Origin of the sequence: Caldicoprobacter faecalis (assembly GCF_900115765.1) — a bacterium.
Classification (GTDB): Bacteria; Bacillota; Clostridia; order Caldicoprobacterales; family Caldicoprobacteraceae; genus Caldicoprobacter; species Caldicoprobacter oshimai.
On sequence record NZ_FOXR01000002.1, the window covers coordinates 140,980 to 158,877 of the forward strand.

At 45.1% G+C, this 17,898-nt stretch carries 20 protein-coding genes; 3 read left to right on the top strand and 17 right to left on the bottom strand.

The window, feature by feature from the left end; genetic code table 11:
• Positions 1-44: 44 nt before the first annotated feature.
• The 12 genes from xylA to BM241_RS01645 form a co-directional block, all read right to left on the bottom strand.
• Positions 45-1,361, bottom strand: a complete 1,317-nt coding sequence (gene xylA, locus BM241_RS01590) for a xylose isomerase (RefSeq protein WP_035146022.1) — start codon at positions 1,359-1,361, stop codon at positions 45-47.
• A gap of 249 nt (positions 1,362-1,610) precedes the next feature.
• Complete coding sequence (locus BM241_RS01595; RefSeq protein WP_092281875.1) at positions 1,611-3,350, bottom strand: NADH-dependent [FeFe] hydrogenase, group A6; 1,740 nt, start codon at positions 3,348-3,350, stop codon at positions 1,611-1,613.
• A gap of 31 nt (positions 3,351-3,381) precedes the next feature.
• Complete coding sequence (nuoF, locus tag BM241_RS01600) at positions 3,382-5,178, bottom strand: NADH-quinone oxidoreductase subunit NuoF (RefSeq protein WP_092281876.1); 1,797 nt, start codon at positions 5,176-5,178, stop codon at positions 3,382-3,384.
• Between the two features lie 24 nt (positions 5,179-5,202).
• The gene (locus BM241_RS01605) at positions 5,203-5,574 is read right to left on the bottom strand and encodes a (2Fe-2S) ferredoxin domain-containing protein (protein ID WP_025747003.1); all 372 of its coding nucleotides are present in this window, start codon (positions 5,572-5,574) and stop codon (positions 5,203-5,205) included.
• The gene (locus BM241_RS01610; protein ID WP_025747004.1) at positions 5,571-6,125 is read right to left on the bottom strand and encodes an ATP-binding protein; all 555 of its coding nucleotides are present in this window, start codon (positions 6,123-6,125) and stop codon (positions 5,571-5,573) included. The genes BM241_RS01605 and BM241_RS01610 overlap by 4 nt, the downstream gene beginning before the upstream one ends.
• Positions 6,126-6,128: 3 nt before the next feature.
• Positions 6,129-6,617 (bottom strand): NADH-quinone oxidoreductase subunit NuoE, encoded by a 489-nt coding sequence (gene nuoE, locus BM241_RS01615; protein ID WP_025747005.1) that lies wholly within the window; start codon positions 6,615-6,617, stop codon positions 6,129-6,131.
• Positions 6,618-6,936: 319 nt separating this feature from the next.
• Complete coding sequence (locus tag BM241_RS01620) at positions 6,937-7,641, bottom strand: PHP domain-containing protein (RefSeq protein ID WP_025747006.1); 705 nt, start codon at positions 7,639-7,641, stop codon at positions 6,937-6,939.
• A 154-nt stretch (positions 7,642-7,795) separates the two neighbouring features.
• A complete protein-coding gene (locus BM241_RS01625) occupies positions 7,796-8,146 on the bottom strand; it encodes a DRTGG domain-containing protein (protein WP_025747007.1) in 351 nt (116 codons plus the stop codon).
• A 6-nt stretch (positions 8,147-8,152) separates the two neighbouring features.
• Positions 8,153-9,484 (bottom strand): [Fe-Fe] hydrogenase large subunit C-terminal domain-containing protein, encoded by a 1,332-nt coding sequence (locus BM241_RS01630; protein WP_035146024.1) that lies wholly within the window; start codon positions 9,482-9,484, stop codon positions 8,153-8,155.
• The gene (locus BM241_RS01635; RefSeq protein ID WP_025747009.1) at positions 9,484-9,924 is read right to left on the bottom strand and encodes an ATP-binding protein; all 441 of its coding nucleotides are present in this window, start codon (positions 9,922-9,924) and stop codon (positions 9,484-9,486) included. Before BM241_RS01635 ends, BM241_RS01630 begins: the two co-directional genes overlap by 1 nt.
• Positions 9,925-10,278, bottom strand: coding sequence for a DRTGG domain-containing protein (locus tag BM241_RS01640; protein ID WP_025747010.1), 354 nt, complete (start codon positions 10,276-10,278; stop codon positions 9,925-9,927).
• A 14-nt stretch (positions 10,279-10,292) separates the two neighbouring features.
• Positions 10,293-11,198, bottom strand: coding sequence for an SPOR domain-containing protein (locus BM241_RS01645; RefSeq protein ID WP_092281877.1), 906 nt, complete (start codon positions 11,196-11,198; stop codon positions 10,293-10,295).
• Positions 11,199-11,325: 127 nt separating this feature from the next.
• Between BM241_RS01645 and BM241_RS01650 the strand changes: the two genes are divergently transcribed.
• The gene (locus BM241_RS01650) at positions 11,326-12,081 is read left to right on the top strand and encodes a DUF6062 family protein (protein WP_025747012.1); all 756 of its coding nucleotides are present in this window, start codon (positions 11,326-11,328) and stop codon (positions 12,079-12,081) included.
• A 27-nt stretch (positions 12,082-12,108) separates the two neighbouring features.
• Here the strand turns inward: BM241_RS01650 and BM241_RS01655 are convergent, their stop codons facing one another.
• Positions 12,109-12,558 (bottom strand): deoxycytidylate deaminase, encoded by a 450-nt coding sequence (locus tag BM241_RS01655; RefSeq protein ID WP_278291803.1) that lies wholly within the window; start codon positions 12,556-12,558, stop codon positions 12,109-12,111.
• A gap of 390 nt (positions 12,559-12,948) precedes the next feature.
• Between BM241_RS01655 and groES the strand changes: the two genes are divergently transcribed.
• Together groES and groL are read left to right on the top strand one after the other, a co-directional pair.
• Positions 12,949-13,233 (top strand): co-chaperone GroES, encoded by a 285-nt coding sequence (gene groES, locus BM241_RS01660; protein WP_025747014.1) that lies wholly within the window; start codon positions 12,949-12,951, stop codon positions 13,231-13,233.
• A 26-nt stretch (positions 13,234-13,259) separates the two neighbouring features.
• Complete coding sequence (gene groL / locus BM241_RS01665) at positions 13,260-14,876, top strand: chaperonin GroEL (RefSeq protein ID WP_025747015.1); 1,617 nt, start codon at positions 13,260-13,262, stop codon at positions 14,874-14,876.
• A 48-nt stretch (positions 14,877-14,924) separates the two neighbouring features.
• Here the strand turns inward: groL and BM241_RS01670 are convergent, their stop codons facing one another.
• The 4 genes from BM241_RS01670 to BM241_RS01685 all read right to left on the bottom strand — a co-directional run bounded on the left by BM241_RS01670 (position 14,925) and on the right by BM241_RS01685 (position 17,730).
• Positions 14,925-15,431 carry a DivIVA domain-containing protein gene (locus BM241_RS01670; protein ID WP_025747016.1) on the bottom strand — a complete coding sequence of 169 codons (507 nt, stop codon included), beginning with the start codon at positions 15,429-15,431 and terminating at the stop codon, positions 14,925-14,927.
• 356 nt (positions 15,432-15,787) lie between these two features.
• Positions 15,788-16,111, bottom strand: a complete 324-nt coding sequence (locus BM241_RS01675; RefSeq protein WP_025747017.1) for a hypothetical protein — start codon at positions 16,109-16,111, stop codon at positions 15,788-15,790.
• Positions 16,112-16,551: 440 nt separating this feature from the next.
• Complete coding sequence (locus BM241_RS01680; protein WP_092281878.1) at positions 16,552-17,172, bottom strand: DUF1836 domain-containing protein; 621 nt, start codon at positions 17,170-17,172, stop codon at positions 16,552-16,554.
• 201 nt (positions 17,173-17,373) lie between these two features.
• Entirely contained in the window at positions 17,374-17,730 is a 357-nt protein-coding gene (locus tag BM241_RS01685; RefSeq protein WP_092281879.1) for a L,D-transpeptidase family protein, read from the bottom strand.
• Positions 17,731-17,898 lie beyond the last annotated feature (168 nt).

A 17,898-nucleotide genomic window follows, 5' to 3' on the forward strand; every position in this document is an offset into this window, starting at 1 on the left:
TTGTTCTGAAGTTCCTATACTCTTCCTTGTTATCATAACGATAATCATTTAACATTGAGCAAATACTCGTTTATCAACATCTTTATCACTTCCTGTCTTCCAGAGCGGTTCTTGATTCCAGGATTCTGCATTGCATACTGCTCAAGGGTACGGAAATTGGCTTTACCGGTGACTATATCCAGCCCTATGCCGCTCTTGTAACTGCTATACCGCTCTTCTATGAACCTGTCTATTACCTTATCTTCAATCAGCTTTGCCGCTACCTTCAAGCCTATGGCATAAGCGTCCATACCTGCAATATGAGCATAGAACAGGTCCTCAGGTTCAAAAGAGCCTCGTCTTACCTTGGCATCAAAATTGATTCCACCTGTAGTAAAACCACCGGCTTTCAATATTTCATACATTGCCAAGGTGGTCATGTATAAATCGGTGGGGAACTCATCGGTATCCCAGCCTAAAAGCAGGTCTCCCTGGTTTGCATCAATAGACCCCAACATGCCATATATGCTTGCCACCCTCAACTCGTGCTCAAAGGTGTGTCCTGCCAGCGTAGCATGATTCGCTTCTATATTTAATTTGAAATAATCCTTCAAACCATAATGCTGCAAAAATGCAATGGTTGTAGCTGCATCAAAGTCATATTGATGTTTGGTGGGCTCTTTTGGTTTTGGCTCTATTAAAAATTGCCCTTTAAAGCCGATTTCTTTAGCATACTCCACTGCCATATGTAGGAACCTGGCAAGATTATCAAGCTCAAATTTCATGTCCGTATTGAGCAGCGTTTCATACCCTTCTCTACCACCCCAAAATACGAAGTTTTCAGCACCAAGCTCCACAGCGATCTCAAGGCTTTTCTTAACCTGTGCTGCCGCGTAGGCAAACACGTCAGCATTGCAGGACGTAGCAGCCCCATGTACGTACCTGGGATGGCTGAACAGATTAGCGGTATTCCACAAAAGCCTTACCTTGCTGGTCTTCATGTATTCCTTTATCATGGATACTATTACGTCCAAGTTTTTATTGGTCTCCGCTAGGGTCTCACCCTCGGGAGCAATATCGCGATCATGGAAGCAGAAAAATGGAACACTTAATTTTTCAAAAAACTCAAAAGCCGCCTCCACTCTAGCCTTCGCCAAATCCATGCCTGTATATTTATCCCAGGGACGAACCATGTTTTTCTCTCCGAACGGATCCGCACCGGTACCAGTAAAAGTATGCCAGTAAGCTACCGCAAATCTCAAATGTTCCTCCATTGTTTTTCCCATAACAACTTCGGAAGGATTATAATACTTAAACGCGAGAGGGTTTTTAGAATCAGGACCTTCATAAGCGATGGGCTTGATATTTTCAAAATAAGCCATAAGTGTGCACTCCCTTCATATTCGTTTGTTTACTTTACAAATTATGTTATTACATTAAATAATATTAGTCAATAGAAATCCTAAAAATTGTGTCGTTTAAGCTATACTCACACCCAAAATTTGTATATTCTGCACAAAATCCTATTTATATCCAAAACTAATATTATAAAAGGAGCCTCCGGTACATCCCCGGTATAGGCTCCTTTATTTTGTACTATTATTCATTATTCCCTTCATAGCTCAATAAAATCAGTACTTCTTTCTTGGTACATAGTGGGTATGCAAAAGCTGGTGAGCTTTATGGCTGTTAGGATGGCCCAGATATTCCTCATATAACCTCTTTATCGATGGGTTCTCATGGGACTTCCTGAGCGGCAGATTTCTGTCTTCCCGATAGATGGCAGCAGCCCTTACCTGTCGGGAATCCACATCCATCCTGTCCTTGGCCTTGACTATTGGCTGGCCGCCTCCGTTGACACATCCACCCGGGCATCCCATTATCTCAATAAAGTGATATTCCTTCTCTCCCGATTTTACCTTCTCAAGAAGGGCTTTCGCATTGGCAGTACCATGTGCCACCGCCGCTTTTATGGTGATGTCTCCCAGTGAAATCTCGGCCTCTTTTACCCCTTCCAGCCCTCGCACTTCCATTATCTCGACATTATCCAGCGGTTTGCCTGTCGCAATTTCGGCTACCGTCCTGAGGGCTGCCTCCATCACGCCGCCGGTTGCACCGAATATGACGCCGGCTCCGGTGGAATCACCAAAGAAGGGATCAAACTCCTCATCAGGAAGGTTTACAAAATCTATGCCTGCCTGCTTGATCATTCTCGCCAGCTCTCTGGTGGTCAACACAGCATCGACGTCGGGATAACCGGTAGCCCTGAGCTCGGGACGCGTGACTTCAAATTTTTTGGCGGTACACGGCATCACCGAAACCACAAATATCTTCGAAGGGTCAATGCCATTCTTCTCGGCGTAATAGGACTTAATCATTGCGCCCAGCATTTGGTGAGGAGATTTGCAGGTTGACAGATTATCCAGAAATTCAGGGAAATAGTGTTCGCAGTACTTAACCCAACCTGGGCTGCAGGAAGTAATCAAAGGAAGCTTGCCGCCGTTCTTGATCCTATTAAGCAGCTCGGTCCCCTCTTCCATTATGGTCAAGTCGGCCCCAAAATCGGTATCGAATACCTTATCAAACCCCAATCGCCTTAGCGCCGCTACCATCTTACCTTTGACAATGGTACCCATCTCCATGCCAAACTCTTCACCTAAGGCTACGCGTACTGCCGGCGCTGTCTGTACCACTACATGAAGATCTGGGTTATTGAGCGCATCCCATATCCTCTCGGTGTCATCTTTCTCCCTCAGAGCACCCACAGGACAAGCTTCAATGCATTGCCCGCAGTAGATGCAGGGAACGTCATTAAGGCTCATGCCAAACTCCGGCGAAACGATTGTATCGAAGCCTCTCTCGCTTACTCCGATTACCCCTATGCCCTGAACGTTTCTGCATACCGACACACACCGACGGCATAAGATACACTTGTTGGGGTCACGCACTATGGCAGGCGAAAAATCGTCTATAGGATAATCTATGCGCTCTCCCTCAAACCGTATTTTATTGACGCCCAGCTTTTGAGCCAACTCCTGAAGCTCACAGTTCTGGTTGCGCACGCATGTCAAACAGCTTCGGTCATGATTGGACAGAATGAACTCCAGGTTCACCCTCCTAGCTTCACGGACAGCGGGCGTGTTTGTCCTTATCTCCATCCCATCCGAAACCGGATATACACAAGCAGCTTGCAGGGCCCTGGCCCCTTTTACTTCCACAACGCACATCCTACATGCTCCGATCTCATTTATGCCTTTCAAATAGCACAGGGTTGGTATATCTATATTGGCAAGACGGGCGGCTTCCAGGACAGTGCTTCCTTTTGGAACCTCAACCTGGATGCCATCTATGGTAACTTTGACCATTTCCATGTCTCTCACTCCCTTTCCCCTCAAAATGCGCTTACTGCTTTTTGATGGCGTTAAACCGACATTTTTCCATACACACGCCGCACTTAATGCATTTATCCGGATCTATGCTGTAGGGTTTCCTGGGCTCACCGGATATAGCGCCCACCGGACAGTTCCTGGCACACAGCCCACAACCTTTACACAGCTCGGCCACAATAACATAACGTAACAGCGCCTGGCACACGCCAGCAGGACAGCGCTTCTCCCTTATGTGCGCTTCGTACTCGTCCCTGAAATAGCGTATGGTGCTAAGCACCGGGTTGGGCGCCGTCTGCCCCAAACCGCACAGAGCAGACGCCTTGATGTTCTTGGCCAGAAGCTCTAGCTTCTCAATATCCCCTTCCTGTCCCTTACCGCTCACTATCCTATCCAATATTTCCAGCATCCTCTTGGTACCGATGCGGCACGGCGGACACTTACCGCACGACTCGCTCACCGTAAAGTCAAGGAAGAACCTGGCAATATCCACCATGCAGGTATCCTCGTCCATTATGATAAGTCCGCCCGAGCCCATCATAGAACCGACTTGAATGAGCGATTCATAGTCAATGGGCGTATCTAGATGTTCCGCCGGTATACAGCCACCAGATGGACCACCCGTTTGAGCCGCCTTAAATTTCTTGCCACCGGGAATTCCTCCACCGATATCATAGACGATTTCCCTCAGGGTTGTACCCATGGGCACCTCTACCAAGCCGGTATTGTTGATCTTCCCGCCCAATGCAAATACCTTGGTCCCCTTGCTCCTTTCTGTTCCAATAGAGCTGAACCACTCGGGCCCTTTCAGGATTATGGGCGGAATGTTGGCATAGGTTTCAACGTTGTTGAGAAGCGTGGGCTTGGAAAATACGCCTTTGACTGCCGGGAAAGGTGGCCTGGGTCGCGGCTCGCCCCTTCGTCCCTCAATTGAAGCCATAAGTGCGGTCTCCTCACCGCACACAAATGCTCCAGCTCCTAGGCGCAGCTCTATATCGAAATTAAAACCGGTCCCAAAGATATCTTTGCCCAGCAAGCCGTATTCCCTGGCCTGAGCTATGGCTATGGTCAATCGTTTAACAGCGATTGGATATTCCGCACGGACGTAAATATACCCCTGGTCAGCCCCCACTGCATATCCCGCAATGGCCATGGCTTCGATAACGCTGTGCGGGTCACCCTCGAGGATGCTTCGATCCATGAAAGCACCGGGGTCGCCTTCGTCGGCGTTACAGCAGACATACTTCTTATCCCCAGGCGCCTTTCGGGTAAACTCCCATTTGAGTCCCGTTGGGAATCCAGCGCCGCCTCTTCCTCTCAGTCCCGACGCCTTGATGGTCTCTATAACCTGCTCGGGCGTCATCTCGGTAAGAACCTTGCCCAGGGCTTTATAACCATCGACTGCGATGTACTCCTCTATATTTTCGGGGTCAATCACGCCACAGTTCCTGAAGGCTATCCTCATCTGCTTTTTATAGAAGCCGACTTCATCCAGCGATTTGATGGTCTGATCCTCTGCTACGCTGTCGTGATACAAAAGCCGCTTAACAATTCTTCCTTTTACCAGGTGTTCTTCAACGATTTCGGGCACGTCCTCAACTTTGATACGGCTGTAAAAAGCGCCCTCGGGATAGACAATTACGACGGGCCCCACTTCGCACAGGCCAAAGCATCCCGTCCGTACTACTTTGACCTCGTTCTTTATGTTATGCTTCTCAAGCTCCTCATTAAATTTATCGATAATACCTGCAGAACCCGATGATATGCATCCGGTTCCTCCGCAGACCAGCACATGAGCGCGATACAGTTCCATGTTATCTACCTCCTCACAAACACATCATTGCTTATCAGCAGCACCGATGGTAAACTCCGTCACTGGTTTGCCATTCACAATGTGTTCAGCCACGATCCGCCTTACCTTTTCAGGCGTCAGTTTAACGTAGGTAACCTTCTCTTCTCCCGGCCTATAGACTTCTGCCATGGGCTCCAAGCGGCATACGCCTATACATCCGGTCTGAGTGACTATGACATCCCGAAGGTTACGCTTCTTGACCTCTTCCAAGAATGCCAAGAGCACCGGCCTTGCGCCCGCGGCAATTCCACAGGTTCCCATTCCAACCACTACCCTGGTACCACCTCTTTCTTTTCTCAAATTGACGGACTCCAAAGCCCGTTGCCTTATTTCTTCCAATTCTTTCAAAGACTTCATACTCCTCCACCTCCGCTTATTTCATCAAGACCTTCCCGTATATATTCCCTAATCCACTCAACGACCTCAGGATGGTCAAGAGGCAGGTCTCCTATCCTCTGCCGAACCTCCCTGGAATCAAAGTTCAGCCTACCAAAAGGGGTGATGTGGGTGTATACAAAATCTATCGATGGATTACAGGCCACCAGAGCTGCCATGGTCTGATCAATCCTGCCCAGAGGCGGACGATCAATGTGGTGATATTTAAACTCTACTCTTACCTCGGTGCCATTGCCGGGCTGGGAAAAAATCTGTAGATTTCCTTCGCAGGCCTGAGCAGCCGCTTCTACAAACGCCAAGCCTAAACCCACTTTACGGGTGGTCCGCGTGGTATAAAAAGGATCAGTGACCTTTTTGGCCACCTGTGAATCCATACCAACCCCATTATCCCTAATGCTTAAGATGAGCTTATCGTTTTGCAGGTCCTCGATTACCGACACCTCAATAAGGGTGGCCACGGCTGCAATAGAGTTCTGTACTAAGTCCAGTATATAAAGGGATATATCTTCCATCCCCTATTCATCCCTGTATTTGGCAATTATTCCTTCTACATCCTCTGGCTTGAGCCTTCCGTACACGTGGTCATTTATCATCATGACCGGAGCCAATCCGCAAGCCCCCAGGCACCGCGTAGCTTCCAGCGTAAACTTGCCATCGTCGGTGGTATCACCTACCTTAATATTGAGAATTTCCTGCAGCTTGTCCAGCACCTTCTGTGAGCCCTTTACATAACAGGCTGTCCCCAAGCATACTCCGATTTTATATTTCCCCTTGGGCTTTAAGGTAAACTGGGCATAAAAAGTCGCAACGCCATACACATCGGTTATTGGAATGTTCAATTCCTCTGCTATATAGTTTTGTACATCCAGAGACAGACAGCCAAATATCTCCTGGGCCTTTTGCAATATGGGCATAAGCGGCCCTTCTTTGCCCTTATACTCTTCAATCACCTTTTTGAATTCTTCAAACTTTTCTTTATTTTCGGTCAAGACAGACACCGCCATTGTGATTTCCCTCCTCTGTTACCTCTTGTGTTGAAATTCATTCAGCTCAAGCCCGCGTATTATCGTATGTTTAAAAATCTGACTGATCCGCTCCACACTCTAATATTATACTTTTCTTAATTATACTTTCTACAGATAAACTGCAACTAAGCTACAATTGCTTTTATATTTAAGATTTACCATATAAACACATTTTTTAAAATAATATATTGTTGATGTTATTCAACAACAGTTATTATCTCATATAATCACATCATAATCAAGAGTGTTTGCGATTATTTTAACGAATTTTGTTGCAAAATTTTTTGTAATAATTTTGTTAAATAACAGCAGAACGTTTAAACCACTGTATAATAGCAGTTAATGATACATTATATATGTCAATTAACATCTCTCTCTCCAGAATTTGGCCTAATTGATGTGCATCCGATGAGTGAATATAGCGAAAACCCTGCAGATACATTGTGTAATTCGTGTCAAACTTTGAAACTTCCAATACGTTAAAACCTAGATCTGGAGGGATTAACCCAAGCTGAGAAATGATGCTATAAGAAGGGCGATCAACGTGAGCTGGTACTACAACTCCGCCTCTTTGGGAGACCAGCTGTACTATCTGATCAACAGACAGGTCAAGCGACGAAAGCAGCAAGTGCTCCCTTTCTCCTATGATTTGATCATTTTCATCCATTATATACTGATTGCCGAAAATATGTGGAACATTTGGCATTTTAGGCATGAAATTTCGTATATGAGCGTCAAAATCCAACAGCGATTTTATATCATCAAAATAGCACAGCAAATGGACGTCCTCTTTTGTCTGCACTTCCATGCCAGGCAACACCAGAACTCGGTCGTCAGCCACTTTCATGATGGCCTTAACGTTGTCACAGCTGTTGTGGTCAGTTATGGCTATGGCATCAAGCCCTTTCAAAACGGCCATGTTTACGATGTTGTTTGGCGTCATGTCATCATCGGCGCAGGGAGAAAGCGCCGAATGTATATGAAGGTCTACCGCTATCCTCATGTGACGTCTCTCCTTAATAAATCAAGGGGGGCTTACTGCTCCCTCGCACTCCCTCAATTTCTAAAACTAACACCCTGCATTAAATTTACAGGAAGTTATAAAGGCACAGCAAACCCTTACAAAATGGTTTACATCAATGCGCGGCACCCTTGTATTATCTAACTTTCACAGGCACAATGCCCATCTGATACAGCTTTCCTGCAAGTTCAAAAGCCGTCAAATCGGATGAAAGTATGATTACGCCTTCTTCCTCGGCCTTGTCCAAAACTTTACGTTCCACCTCAATGCCTTCCGGAATGATGATGCAAGCCATCTCAATAAGCGTAGCCACAGCCACTATGTTCATGTGCGTCTGCACGGTAATCCACACCATTCCCTTTTCTCCCCTTGCCATCACCCTGCTCAAAAGGTCACAGCAATAACCGCTACACACTTCTCGGTCCAGAAAACTCTCTCCCGCCAATACTTTAAGGGATAAAGCCTCGATGATTTGCGATACTTTCATTGACATTCACTCCTGCCTTTCTTTTTCTTTTCTTCCCCCTGGGATTTTCTCAGAAAGCTCTATCATCTCCAGGGCAAGCTGTTTCACCTTTTCCCTTAATTTAAAGACGCAATCCATCTCAGAAGCATAACCCCTTACTATATCCTCGGCCAGCGTTCGGCAGCTGGGCGAACCGCAGGAACCGCAATCAAGTCCTGGCAGGCTCTCGTATATCTCCTTTATGGTTTCCATCTTTTTCATAGCCTCCACGATATCGTCGTCCAGCTTCATGACCGGTTTGGGCAGTATCTTTTCATCAAGCCGCCAGCTTATCTTTTGCCCAACCTCATGTAGCTCATCTTCCGACACCGGTCTACCCTTTGCCTTCTCTGACAGCTTCCTTATACGGTTTTTGGCTACAAAGCCGTTTTCAACTGTAAGGGGGCCGCCCACGCATCCTCCGGGGCAGGCCAGCCCTTCAAAATATTCCAGGTCAGTCAGCTTATCATCCTCTATCTCTTCTAGGACGCGTATGACGTTCTGTATGCCGTCAACCGCCAGATAACTGTCAATCCCCAGCGCAAGGCTCTCTCCGCCTGAATTGGCCCATCCTACTCCAAATGGCGATGCCATCTGTGCGACGTCTTCCCTTTTCAGCTTGCTTATTTGGTTGTACAACTGGCCATATATCTCCTGGATGGAGATGGCGCCATCCACCGAGGATTCCTTTCTCCCCACCGGATTCCGTATGCTGGTCATCTTGGCAGCACAGGGCGTGATAAAAAATACGCCCACTTCCTCGGGCTTTACGCCGTATTTCTCACAAAATTCGTTTCTGGCAAGCTGAGCTGTGATCTCCATAGGCGAGTCCACATCCACTATGTTGTCTATCAGCTCAGGAAAGCGCACCTGAATCAGCCTTACAATGGCAGGGCAGGATGAGGATATGATAGGCCTTTTACGGTTCGGATCTTTGAGCGCTTGCTTAACAAACGCAGTCACATAATCCGCTCCTCTTGCAACCTCATATACATAATCAAAGCCGAGATTTTTAAGTCCTGCAAGAATGACATTTATATCCGACACATTCTTAAACTGCCCATACAGCGTTGGGGCAGGCAACGCGATACGATAGCGAAACCTCTCTATGGAAGATAAAGGATCTGTAACAGCCACCTTAGCATGATAGGGGCATACCCTGATGCACTCTCCGCAGTCTATACACCTCTCGGCAATTATCCTGGCCTTTCCATCCCTCACTCTTATGGCCTCGGTAGGACACCTCTTTATGCAATTGGTGCATCCCCTACACTTGTCCCTTCTCAAAGTAACCGAATGATAATATTCCTTCAATTTCATCACCTTGCTTTTATGTCAAAATATATCTCCAAGAGCGTTCCCTCTCCCACTTTAGATTGTATATTCAAACGATCAGCGCAGCGCTTGATGTTGGGCAGCCCCATTCCTGCACCAAATCCTAGCTCCCTTGCTATTTCAGGAGCTGTGGAGTACCCTTCCTGCATAGCTAAATCTATATCTGGAATGCCAGGGCCTTTATCTTCGGCTGTTACGACAATGGATTGAGGAGTCACCTTCAGCTTCAGCTCCCCGCCAACGGAGTGTATCACCAGGTTCATCTCGGCCTCATAGGCTGCTATGCTAACCCGCCGCACCAGGGTGGAATCAATCCCCAGCTGCTTTAATATTTTTTTTATTTGGCTGGAAGCCTCTCCTGCTGAAGCAAAATCCCCGGCTTTAACATGGAACACCTGTTCAATGGAATAATAACCGCCCGTCATCTATGACTCCCTCGTACAGCCCGGTAATCCCGCACTATATAGCCTTCCACACGCCTCATACATGGTGTATTCGGTGGCAAGCACGGCAATACCCATTTTTTTAGCCATATCGACGATCTCCTGTGCGGGTGTTCTCCCTCCAACAAACACTATGGCAGTAACATCTAGGATTTCAGCCATCTTAATGACATGGGCATTGGTAAGGCTGGTGAGCAACACCGTTTGCTTCTTTACATAGGATAATATATCGCTCATAAGGTCTGATGCACAGGCCGAAAACACCTCTCTGTCCAGCAAATCCTCGCCCGTCAGAAGTTTCGCGTTCAACAAATCGCGTATCTCTTCTATTTTCAATTATTAGTTCCCCCTTATTCACTGGTTATTTTATCCATGTACTGCTTGTACTTATAAACCATATCAATATAAGTATACTTTATTTTTGATGAAGTTGCTACCCTGTCCACAACATTTTCAGCAAATATTCCGTTTAGGCTTTCGATGCTGTTTTGATACAACTCCTGAAGTCCTGCCAATATATGGTTGCTCTCCTGTGTGGCTGAATACGCTTTGAGCTGCTCAAGAGTAGAGTTAAACGCGCCAACCATGGCTTCAATATCCTTCCTGGCATCCTCTACCGATATAGCCGAAGTATCAAGATTTTTCACTATCCCTTCCAAGGCCTTGGTTTTGTCAATCCACAGCGAAAAGGCTGATTTGACGCTGTTTACCTTATCTGCCGAAGCGGTTATTTCCATGTTAACGCCGGGTGCCGAAATGGAATATATCTGGCTTTCTATTCCTTCCTTTTCCAGCTGCTGCTTTACCTTTTGAGCATCAGCCTCGGAAGCATAACCCATGGCCAAAAGGCGAAAATACTTGTCGTTTAAAATGTACCCTGCCCCTCCTTTTGCCTGAAGCTCCTTTGCAGCCACCTCGGCATTTTCTTTATTGGTAAAGGCACCCAGCTGTATAGCATACAGATTAAAAGGAGCTATATCGAGCTGTTCGGTCACCTTTTGGCTTGAGCCTTCATTTGGGGTTTTATCGGTTTTATTAGGGACGGTAAGCTGGGTATTGGGAGCCTGAACAGAAGCGTCGTCTTCACCCTGGTTAGTGCTGGTAAAGCTGCCCAGAAAGGATGTGACGATTCGGCTTATGAAATTGCCAGCCGCGCTGGCAGAACCTATATATACAGCCAAAAACAGTAAAAGCCCTAAAAGGATCATCGAAGTATAACGCCGCCTGTTTCTCCTCTTTAACCGTGAGTAACGCATAAAGATTCCTCCTTTGATTTACATTGCTATTTGAAGGAAAACTTCATACTTATATCTATGGCAGGTCCACTTAATTTATGATAAAATGATATTCAGGACGTGGTATTCTATTTAATGGAGGTTACCGATGAAATACCATATCGATACCATTCCTGTATGGGATGCCTACCACCAGGGAGGAGAGTGTCCCCTGTGCAACCTGGAAGATAGGCTGGAGAAAAGCTATGTAGATTCGTTTCTGGGGGCTTCGGTTATGGAGCCCGACACCAGGATAGAGGTTAATAAAACCGGATTTTGTTCGCACCATTTTAAATTGCTGTATGCCGCTCAAAATCGATTAGGCCTGGCCCTCATGACACATACCCATCTTAAGGAGTTTATGGAGAAGTTCGAACACCACTGCAATGCACTTTTAAGAGCCACTAAGAACAAAGGCTCTTCTGTCATAAACAATATAATTAGAAGAAAAAAAGAGGTGGACCAATTTATAGCGGAATTTGAAGGATGGCTTACCATGCAGCATGGTCAGTGTATCATATGTAACCGGATGTCAAACGCTATGAACCGGTACGCCTACACCATTCTTTATCTGTGGGATACAGATAAGGAATTCAAAAAGGCCCTTGAATCCTCAAAGGGGTTCTGCCTCAAACACCTGGCCCTGACAACAAAAATAGCCAGAGAAACCCTGCCTGCACCCAAGCAAACTCTCTGGCTTGCCGATGTAATCCCGCTACAGATTAAATCCTTTCACAATCTGGAACAGGAGCTATATCAGTTCATCAATAAATTTGACTATCGCAACCAGGACAAACCTCTGGGAAGCGCAAAGGATTCGCTTCCTCGTACCATACAGAAGCTCACGGGAAAATTTATGGATTGAAACATTTACGGTCAGCAAGGGAACCAGTCACTCCTCGTACTTCTCGAGGCTGACCCCAACCGCCGTCAGTATGTGCACCGCTAGCTCATCAGGATAAGGGTATTTGTATACGACTCTTTTGATACCGCTGTTGATGATGAGCTTGGCGCATATAACGCAGGGTTGATGGGTACAGTACATTGTGGCGCCGTCAATCGATATTCCCATCTTTGCTGCTTGAGCAATAGCGTTTTGCTCGGCATGAACCGCATAGCAGTACTCATGATGGGTCCCGGAAGGGATGTTTGCCTTCCTTCTCAAGCACTCTCCTCTTTCCATGCAGCTCGTATAGCCGGCCGGAGCACCGTTGTAACCGGTCGTCAGTATGCGCTTGTTTTTCACTATTACAGCCCCGATCTTCCTGTTGGGCTGATAGCAGCTAGACCAGTTGGCAATCACCTCAGCCAGCTCCATAAACCTCTTATCCCATTTATCCACAAGACCCCTCCTCAAACAATTCTTAGAATATATTCTATATACAATCTTTAAGCACTGCAACTTTTTTAGAGGCGGTGTTCTTTCACTTCTTGTCAAATTTTGTAGACAAACAGGGAATTCAGCAAAATATCCTTGGAAATCAGTAATCTGTAATTCCAATGTTGAACTTTGAATTTTTTATCTATTTTTAGATACAACGAGCAAATAGATGATTTACTCTTATAATTCTTAAAATTAACACTATTTAACCAAAATTCGTTTACAACAGTATTTGCCATCCTTCTGGTTTTTATATAAACTATTTACTGTGATTAGCACTCACCGATGATGAGTGCTAATAGATATTGAAAAGTATATAACCAATCCAACACAAGAAGGAGGGTAATAGTTATGAAACTAAGACCATTGGGCGATCGAGTTGTCATCAAAGCGTTGGAAACTGAAGAAACCACAAAGGGCGGCATTGTATTACCCAGTTCAGCAAAAGAAAAACCGCAAATGGCAGAAGTTATCGCTGTAGGACCTGGTGGCATGGTCGACGGCAAAGAGGTTAAAATGGAAGTAAAAGTTGGCGATAAAGTCATTTATTCCAAGTATGCCGGCACTGAAGTCAAACTCGATAACGAAGAATATATTATCGTTCGCCAGAGCGATATTCTTGCAGTAGTTGAATAAACAATAAAAGGAGGAGGTAAATACATATGGCCAAACAACTTATATATGGCGAAGAAGCGAGAAGAGCAATAGAACGTGGCGTTAACAAATTGGCTGACACTGTAAAGATAACCCTTGGCCCCAAAGGGCGTAACGTCGTACTGGAGAAAAAGTATGGTTCTCCACAAATCGTGAACGACGGCGTAACTATCGCCAAGGAAATTGAGCTGGAAGATCCATATGAGAATATGGGCGCTCAGCTCGTCAGAGAGGTAGCCAGCAAGACCAACGATGTAGCCGGTGACGGTACCACCACCGCAACAGTATTGGCACAAGCTATTATCCGTGAAGGCTTGAAAAATGTAGCAGCAGGGGCTAACCCCATGTTGTTAAAGAGAGGCATCCAGAGGGCTGTGGATGCAGCTGTTGAAGCACTGAAAAAACTCAGCAAGCCCATTGAAAAGAAAGAAGCCATCGCTCAGGTAGCTTCCATTTCGGCTGGCGATGAGACAATTGGACAATTAATCGCTGAAGCTATGGAGAAAGTAGGCAAAGACGGCGTCATCACCGTCGAAGAATCCAAGTCGTTGGTTACCGAAGTGGAGACAGTGGAAGGAATGCAGTTTGACAGGGGTTATATTTCTCCCTACATGGTAACCGATACCGAGAAGATGGTCGCAGAATTAGATGAGCCATTAATCTTGATCACCGACAAGAAGATCAGCAACGTACAGGACCTTCTGCCCATACTCGAACAAGTAGTACAGCATGGTAAAAAGCTATTGATTATCGCTGAAGACATTGAAGGTGAGGCTCTAGCTACCCTCGTTGTCAACAAGCTGAGAGGCACCCTCATCAGCGTGGGTGTAAAGGCTCCCGGATTTGGCGATAGGCGCAAAGCTATGCTGCAGGATATCGCTATCTTGACAGGTGGTACCGTAATCTCTGAAGAGGTAGGTCTCACCCTCAAAGAAGCCACCATTGACATGCTGGGTCGTGCTACTAAAGTAACGGTCGATAAAGAGAATACCACCATTGTGGGTGGGGCTGGAGATCCGCAGGAGATCAAAAACCGTATAGCCTCCATCAAGGCTCAGATTGAAGAGACCACCTCTGATTATGATAGAGAGAAGTTGCAGGAGCGCTTGGCTAAGCTGGCTGGCGGCGTAGCCGTAATCAAGGTTGGCGCTGCAACCGAGACCGAGATGAAAGAGAAGAAACTGAGAATTGAAGACGCCCTCAACGCTACCAGAGCTGCAGTAGAAGAGGGCATAGTTCCCGGCGGTGGCGTAGCGCTTATTAAAGCCATAGAAGAAGTAGAAAAACTTGAGGCCGAAGGCGACGAGCTGACTGGTATCAACATAGTAAAACGCGCTTTAGAAGAGCCACTGCGTCAGATCGCCATCAATGCTGGTATGGAAGGCTCCGTGGTAGCTGAAAAAGTCAAGGCCAGCAAGGATAAATACTTCGGCTTTGATGCGTTGAGAGGCGAATATGGCGACATGGTAGCCAAGGGAATAATTGATCCTACCAAGGTTACTCGCTCGGCATTGCAGAATGCTGCTAGCATAGCAGCTATGGTATTAACCACAGAAAGCCTGGTAGCCGAGATTCCTGAGAAAGAACCGGCAATGCCTGGCGGCAAAAACGCTGAAATGTATTAATTGGGAAGAGAAAAGCGGTTGCCTGATAAAGGCGACCGCTTTTTGTTTTTATGATACGCTCAGCAAGCCAGAACCCTCCTCCTGTCTTCCTTCCTCACAATCTCCCTCTGTGAAAAGCTCCTCGCTCAATTCCTTAGATTTAAGATAATTAATCTCCGAATAGAAGTTCTCCATGAGAGTACACACCATGTGTTCAAATTCCAATAGCTGACGACGTATCTCTTTGCATCTTGCTTTCCACTTGTTCTTTTCCATTTCCAGCTGATACATCTCCGCCGCAATCTTTTGACGGCCTTCTTCTATAATAGCCTGAGCCTTCTGCTCAGCTCGGACTAATGCTTTTGAAATATAAGCCTCTCTCTCAGAAAATTCTGCTAGCTTTTTTTCCAATTCTTTGATCTGCGACTTTATCCTATTGTTCTCCTCCACAAGCTCCAGCATACGTTCCTTTTTCTTGGAAAGCTCTTCCTCATAATCCCTACGCATATCAGAGAGATATTGTTCAACTTCGCGCCTGTTATATCCCAGTATTGCAATGCTAAACATCTTTTTCATTTGCTCTAACCCCCCTTATAGATAATATACAACAGTTGTCCTGTAAATTTTGTAAATTCGTGGGGTCGAATGACATCTTTTTGTTTTGCTTTTTATCAGATATCCTGGCTTTTTAAAAGTCGCTTATATCATAAGCCCGACAACAAAAGTTATCCTAAACAAAAAAGCAGACCCTTCAAGGTCTGCCATCACCTTTAAACTTTCTTCGCTTAAAGTGGCACAATTCTATCCGCTATCTCCTGCAGCGCTACGCCAAAACACTACTATCCTAGCTATTTTGCGGTGTGAACTACCAACCACCTATAGAGGCGGTTGCTTAGTGAGAAGTCTGGTAGCATAAACAACGTAAGTCCGTTTTAGCTTACAAATCTCAGCTTCACTTTGCTTATAAGAACGGTTATCACCGATAAATAGTTATCCTGGAGCTCGCAGACATACAGCACTCCCCGGTTCTCCCTGATCTCCCTTCCACCGAATCTAGTCAAGGCAATCAGGCGACTCCTCTTTACGCCTTCTATAATGGCGCGCTGGGCATTTTTCTCGCTTACCCTCTTAAACCTTTCTTGATAGCGCTTTATAGCATGGTCGGTGACGTATATGTAGTTACCTGCAAAACAGCTGGTTTTTACCAAAGTCCCACGCTTTTTGACCCTGCCATGTTTTACCCCCTTTCTCTTCATGGTTCTTTGTTCACTCCTTTCTCAATGTTAAATTTTTAAATCGTTTACATTTCACATAACACCCTTTTGAAAGAATACGCGCCCTACCCTTGCCCTTTGTTTCTGTGCAAAACATAAGGCATTTTTATGTACAGCATGCTAACCATGGTGTAGCTGATCATTCTGGGAATTTTATATATTGAGCATTTTCTTAAAAGAGAAGTTTATATCCTAAGGCTATCCGATATTTTAAAATATATGGATACAACCTTACATGGTATTAATGTACTTAAATAATCATTGTCCATTACATTTTATTGTGATAATGACTACCTTTATTATATAGTATTCAAAACTATTTTTCAACGACAGATACAAAATATTCCTAAATACTACATTCCCAACAATTAACTGGCATAACTTTTGTTGATTTTTAATATAAAAAAAGGAGCCCTATTATTTTAAGGCTCCTTCTCTAATTCGCTGCCAAAGAATTCATTTATAATGTATTCAACTATCTTTTTACGCACATTGGCCTGCTCAATTAAAATCAAAACCAGAAGAAACAAACGGATTTTTTCATCCTTCTCTCCTGACAATTTATCATCATCTAAATAATTTTTGATGGTCTCCATGCTATCCATGATACAGTCGGCATATGTATCCCTTTTTTTCAAAGCCAGATAGACGTTATAAAGATGCTCGATCTTCTCAATGTTTGCTTCGTCATTGGCCTCGCTCAACAGAGGCGAAAGCAATTTCTTAATATCCTTGATAGTGAGTATAGACTTCAAATTGTATATCAACGTAAGCAATATAATATGAGCACGGTTGTAACACTTACCATTTGGAGGCATCAACAGCCCTTCTTTAATGTAGTTCTGAATCATGGTTTTTGAAATGGTTCGCTTCTCCTCATCATCACCCAGGGCCTTGCCAAGCTTTTTCTCGAAAAACTCCTCCAGCTGAGAAATATAAAGGCGATATTCGGGTATCTCCTCGAGCTTTATATCATCGCGACTTTCAATCCCATCAATAAACCGCATTATTCGCTGTCTAACAGTCAACGTGGTGTCATCCATTTATTACACCTCTTGAAACATAGTTAAGACAACCCACCTGATAGCCCTATCATCGACTTTATTATACAGTACCGCCTACCGTTTTTCAAGCAATTTAAGTGGCCCTGTGGGTTGCCACACGACATATGTACTATCGAATGTCAATAACAGCAAGGGGTCAAAGTCGATTTATCCATCTCAACCAGCAATGTGAAAATAACATCATTTTGTCAGTGAATTAATCCATGACTGAGTACCCTGGATAATTATAGGCTTTTTATTAGGGTCCAACCACTTCAATATTTTCAACATATTTTCTTCTGATACCGCCGTACATCCAGAGGTGCCTTTGTTTGGCCCTTGCCATATATGCAAGAATATAGCACTTCCCTTGCCAGGTTCTATGTTGGTAACATTATAATTTATAACCACGGCATATTTATACGCAGGAATCCTTAGCTTTTCAAAAGAATTCCATCTTTCTTTTGGGTCTCCTTCATATGTCACCCATTTGTTATAATCAGGTGAATTTACATCGTCAATCCAATAATCATGATCCGTAGTTTGCCTATATGGCATTTTCAGATCAAGTCCAAATTTTTGTGTAAAATTCCCTCTGGCTAGAATCAGGTTAAATTATCACCACTAATCTTTAAATTTTACTGCTTCCGGCTTCTTTTAGGTCAAGGATTCGCTATCGCCGGGCTGCGCCCGTCCTTGACCTAAAAGAGCCTCCAGCAGTTTTAT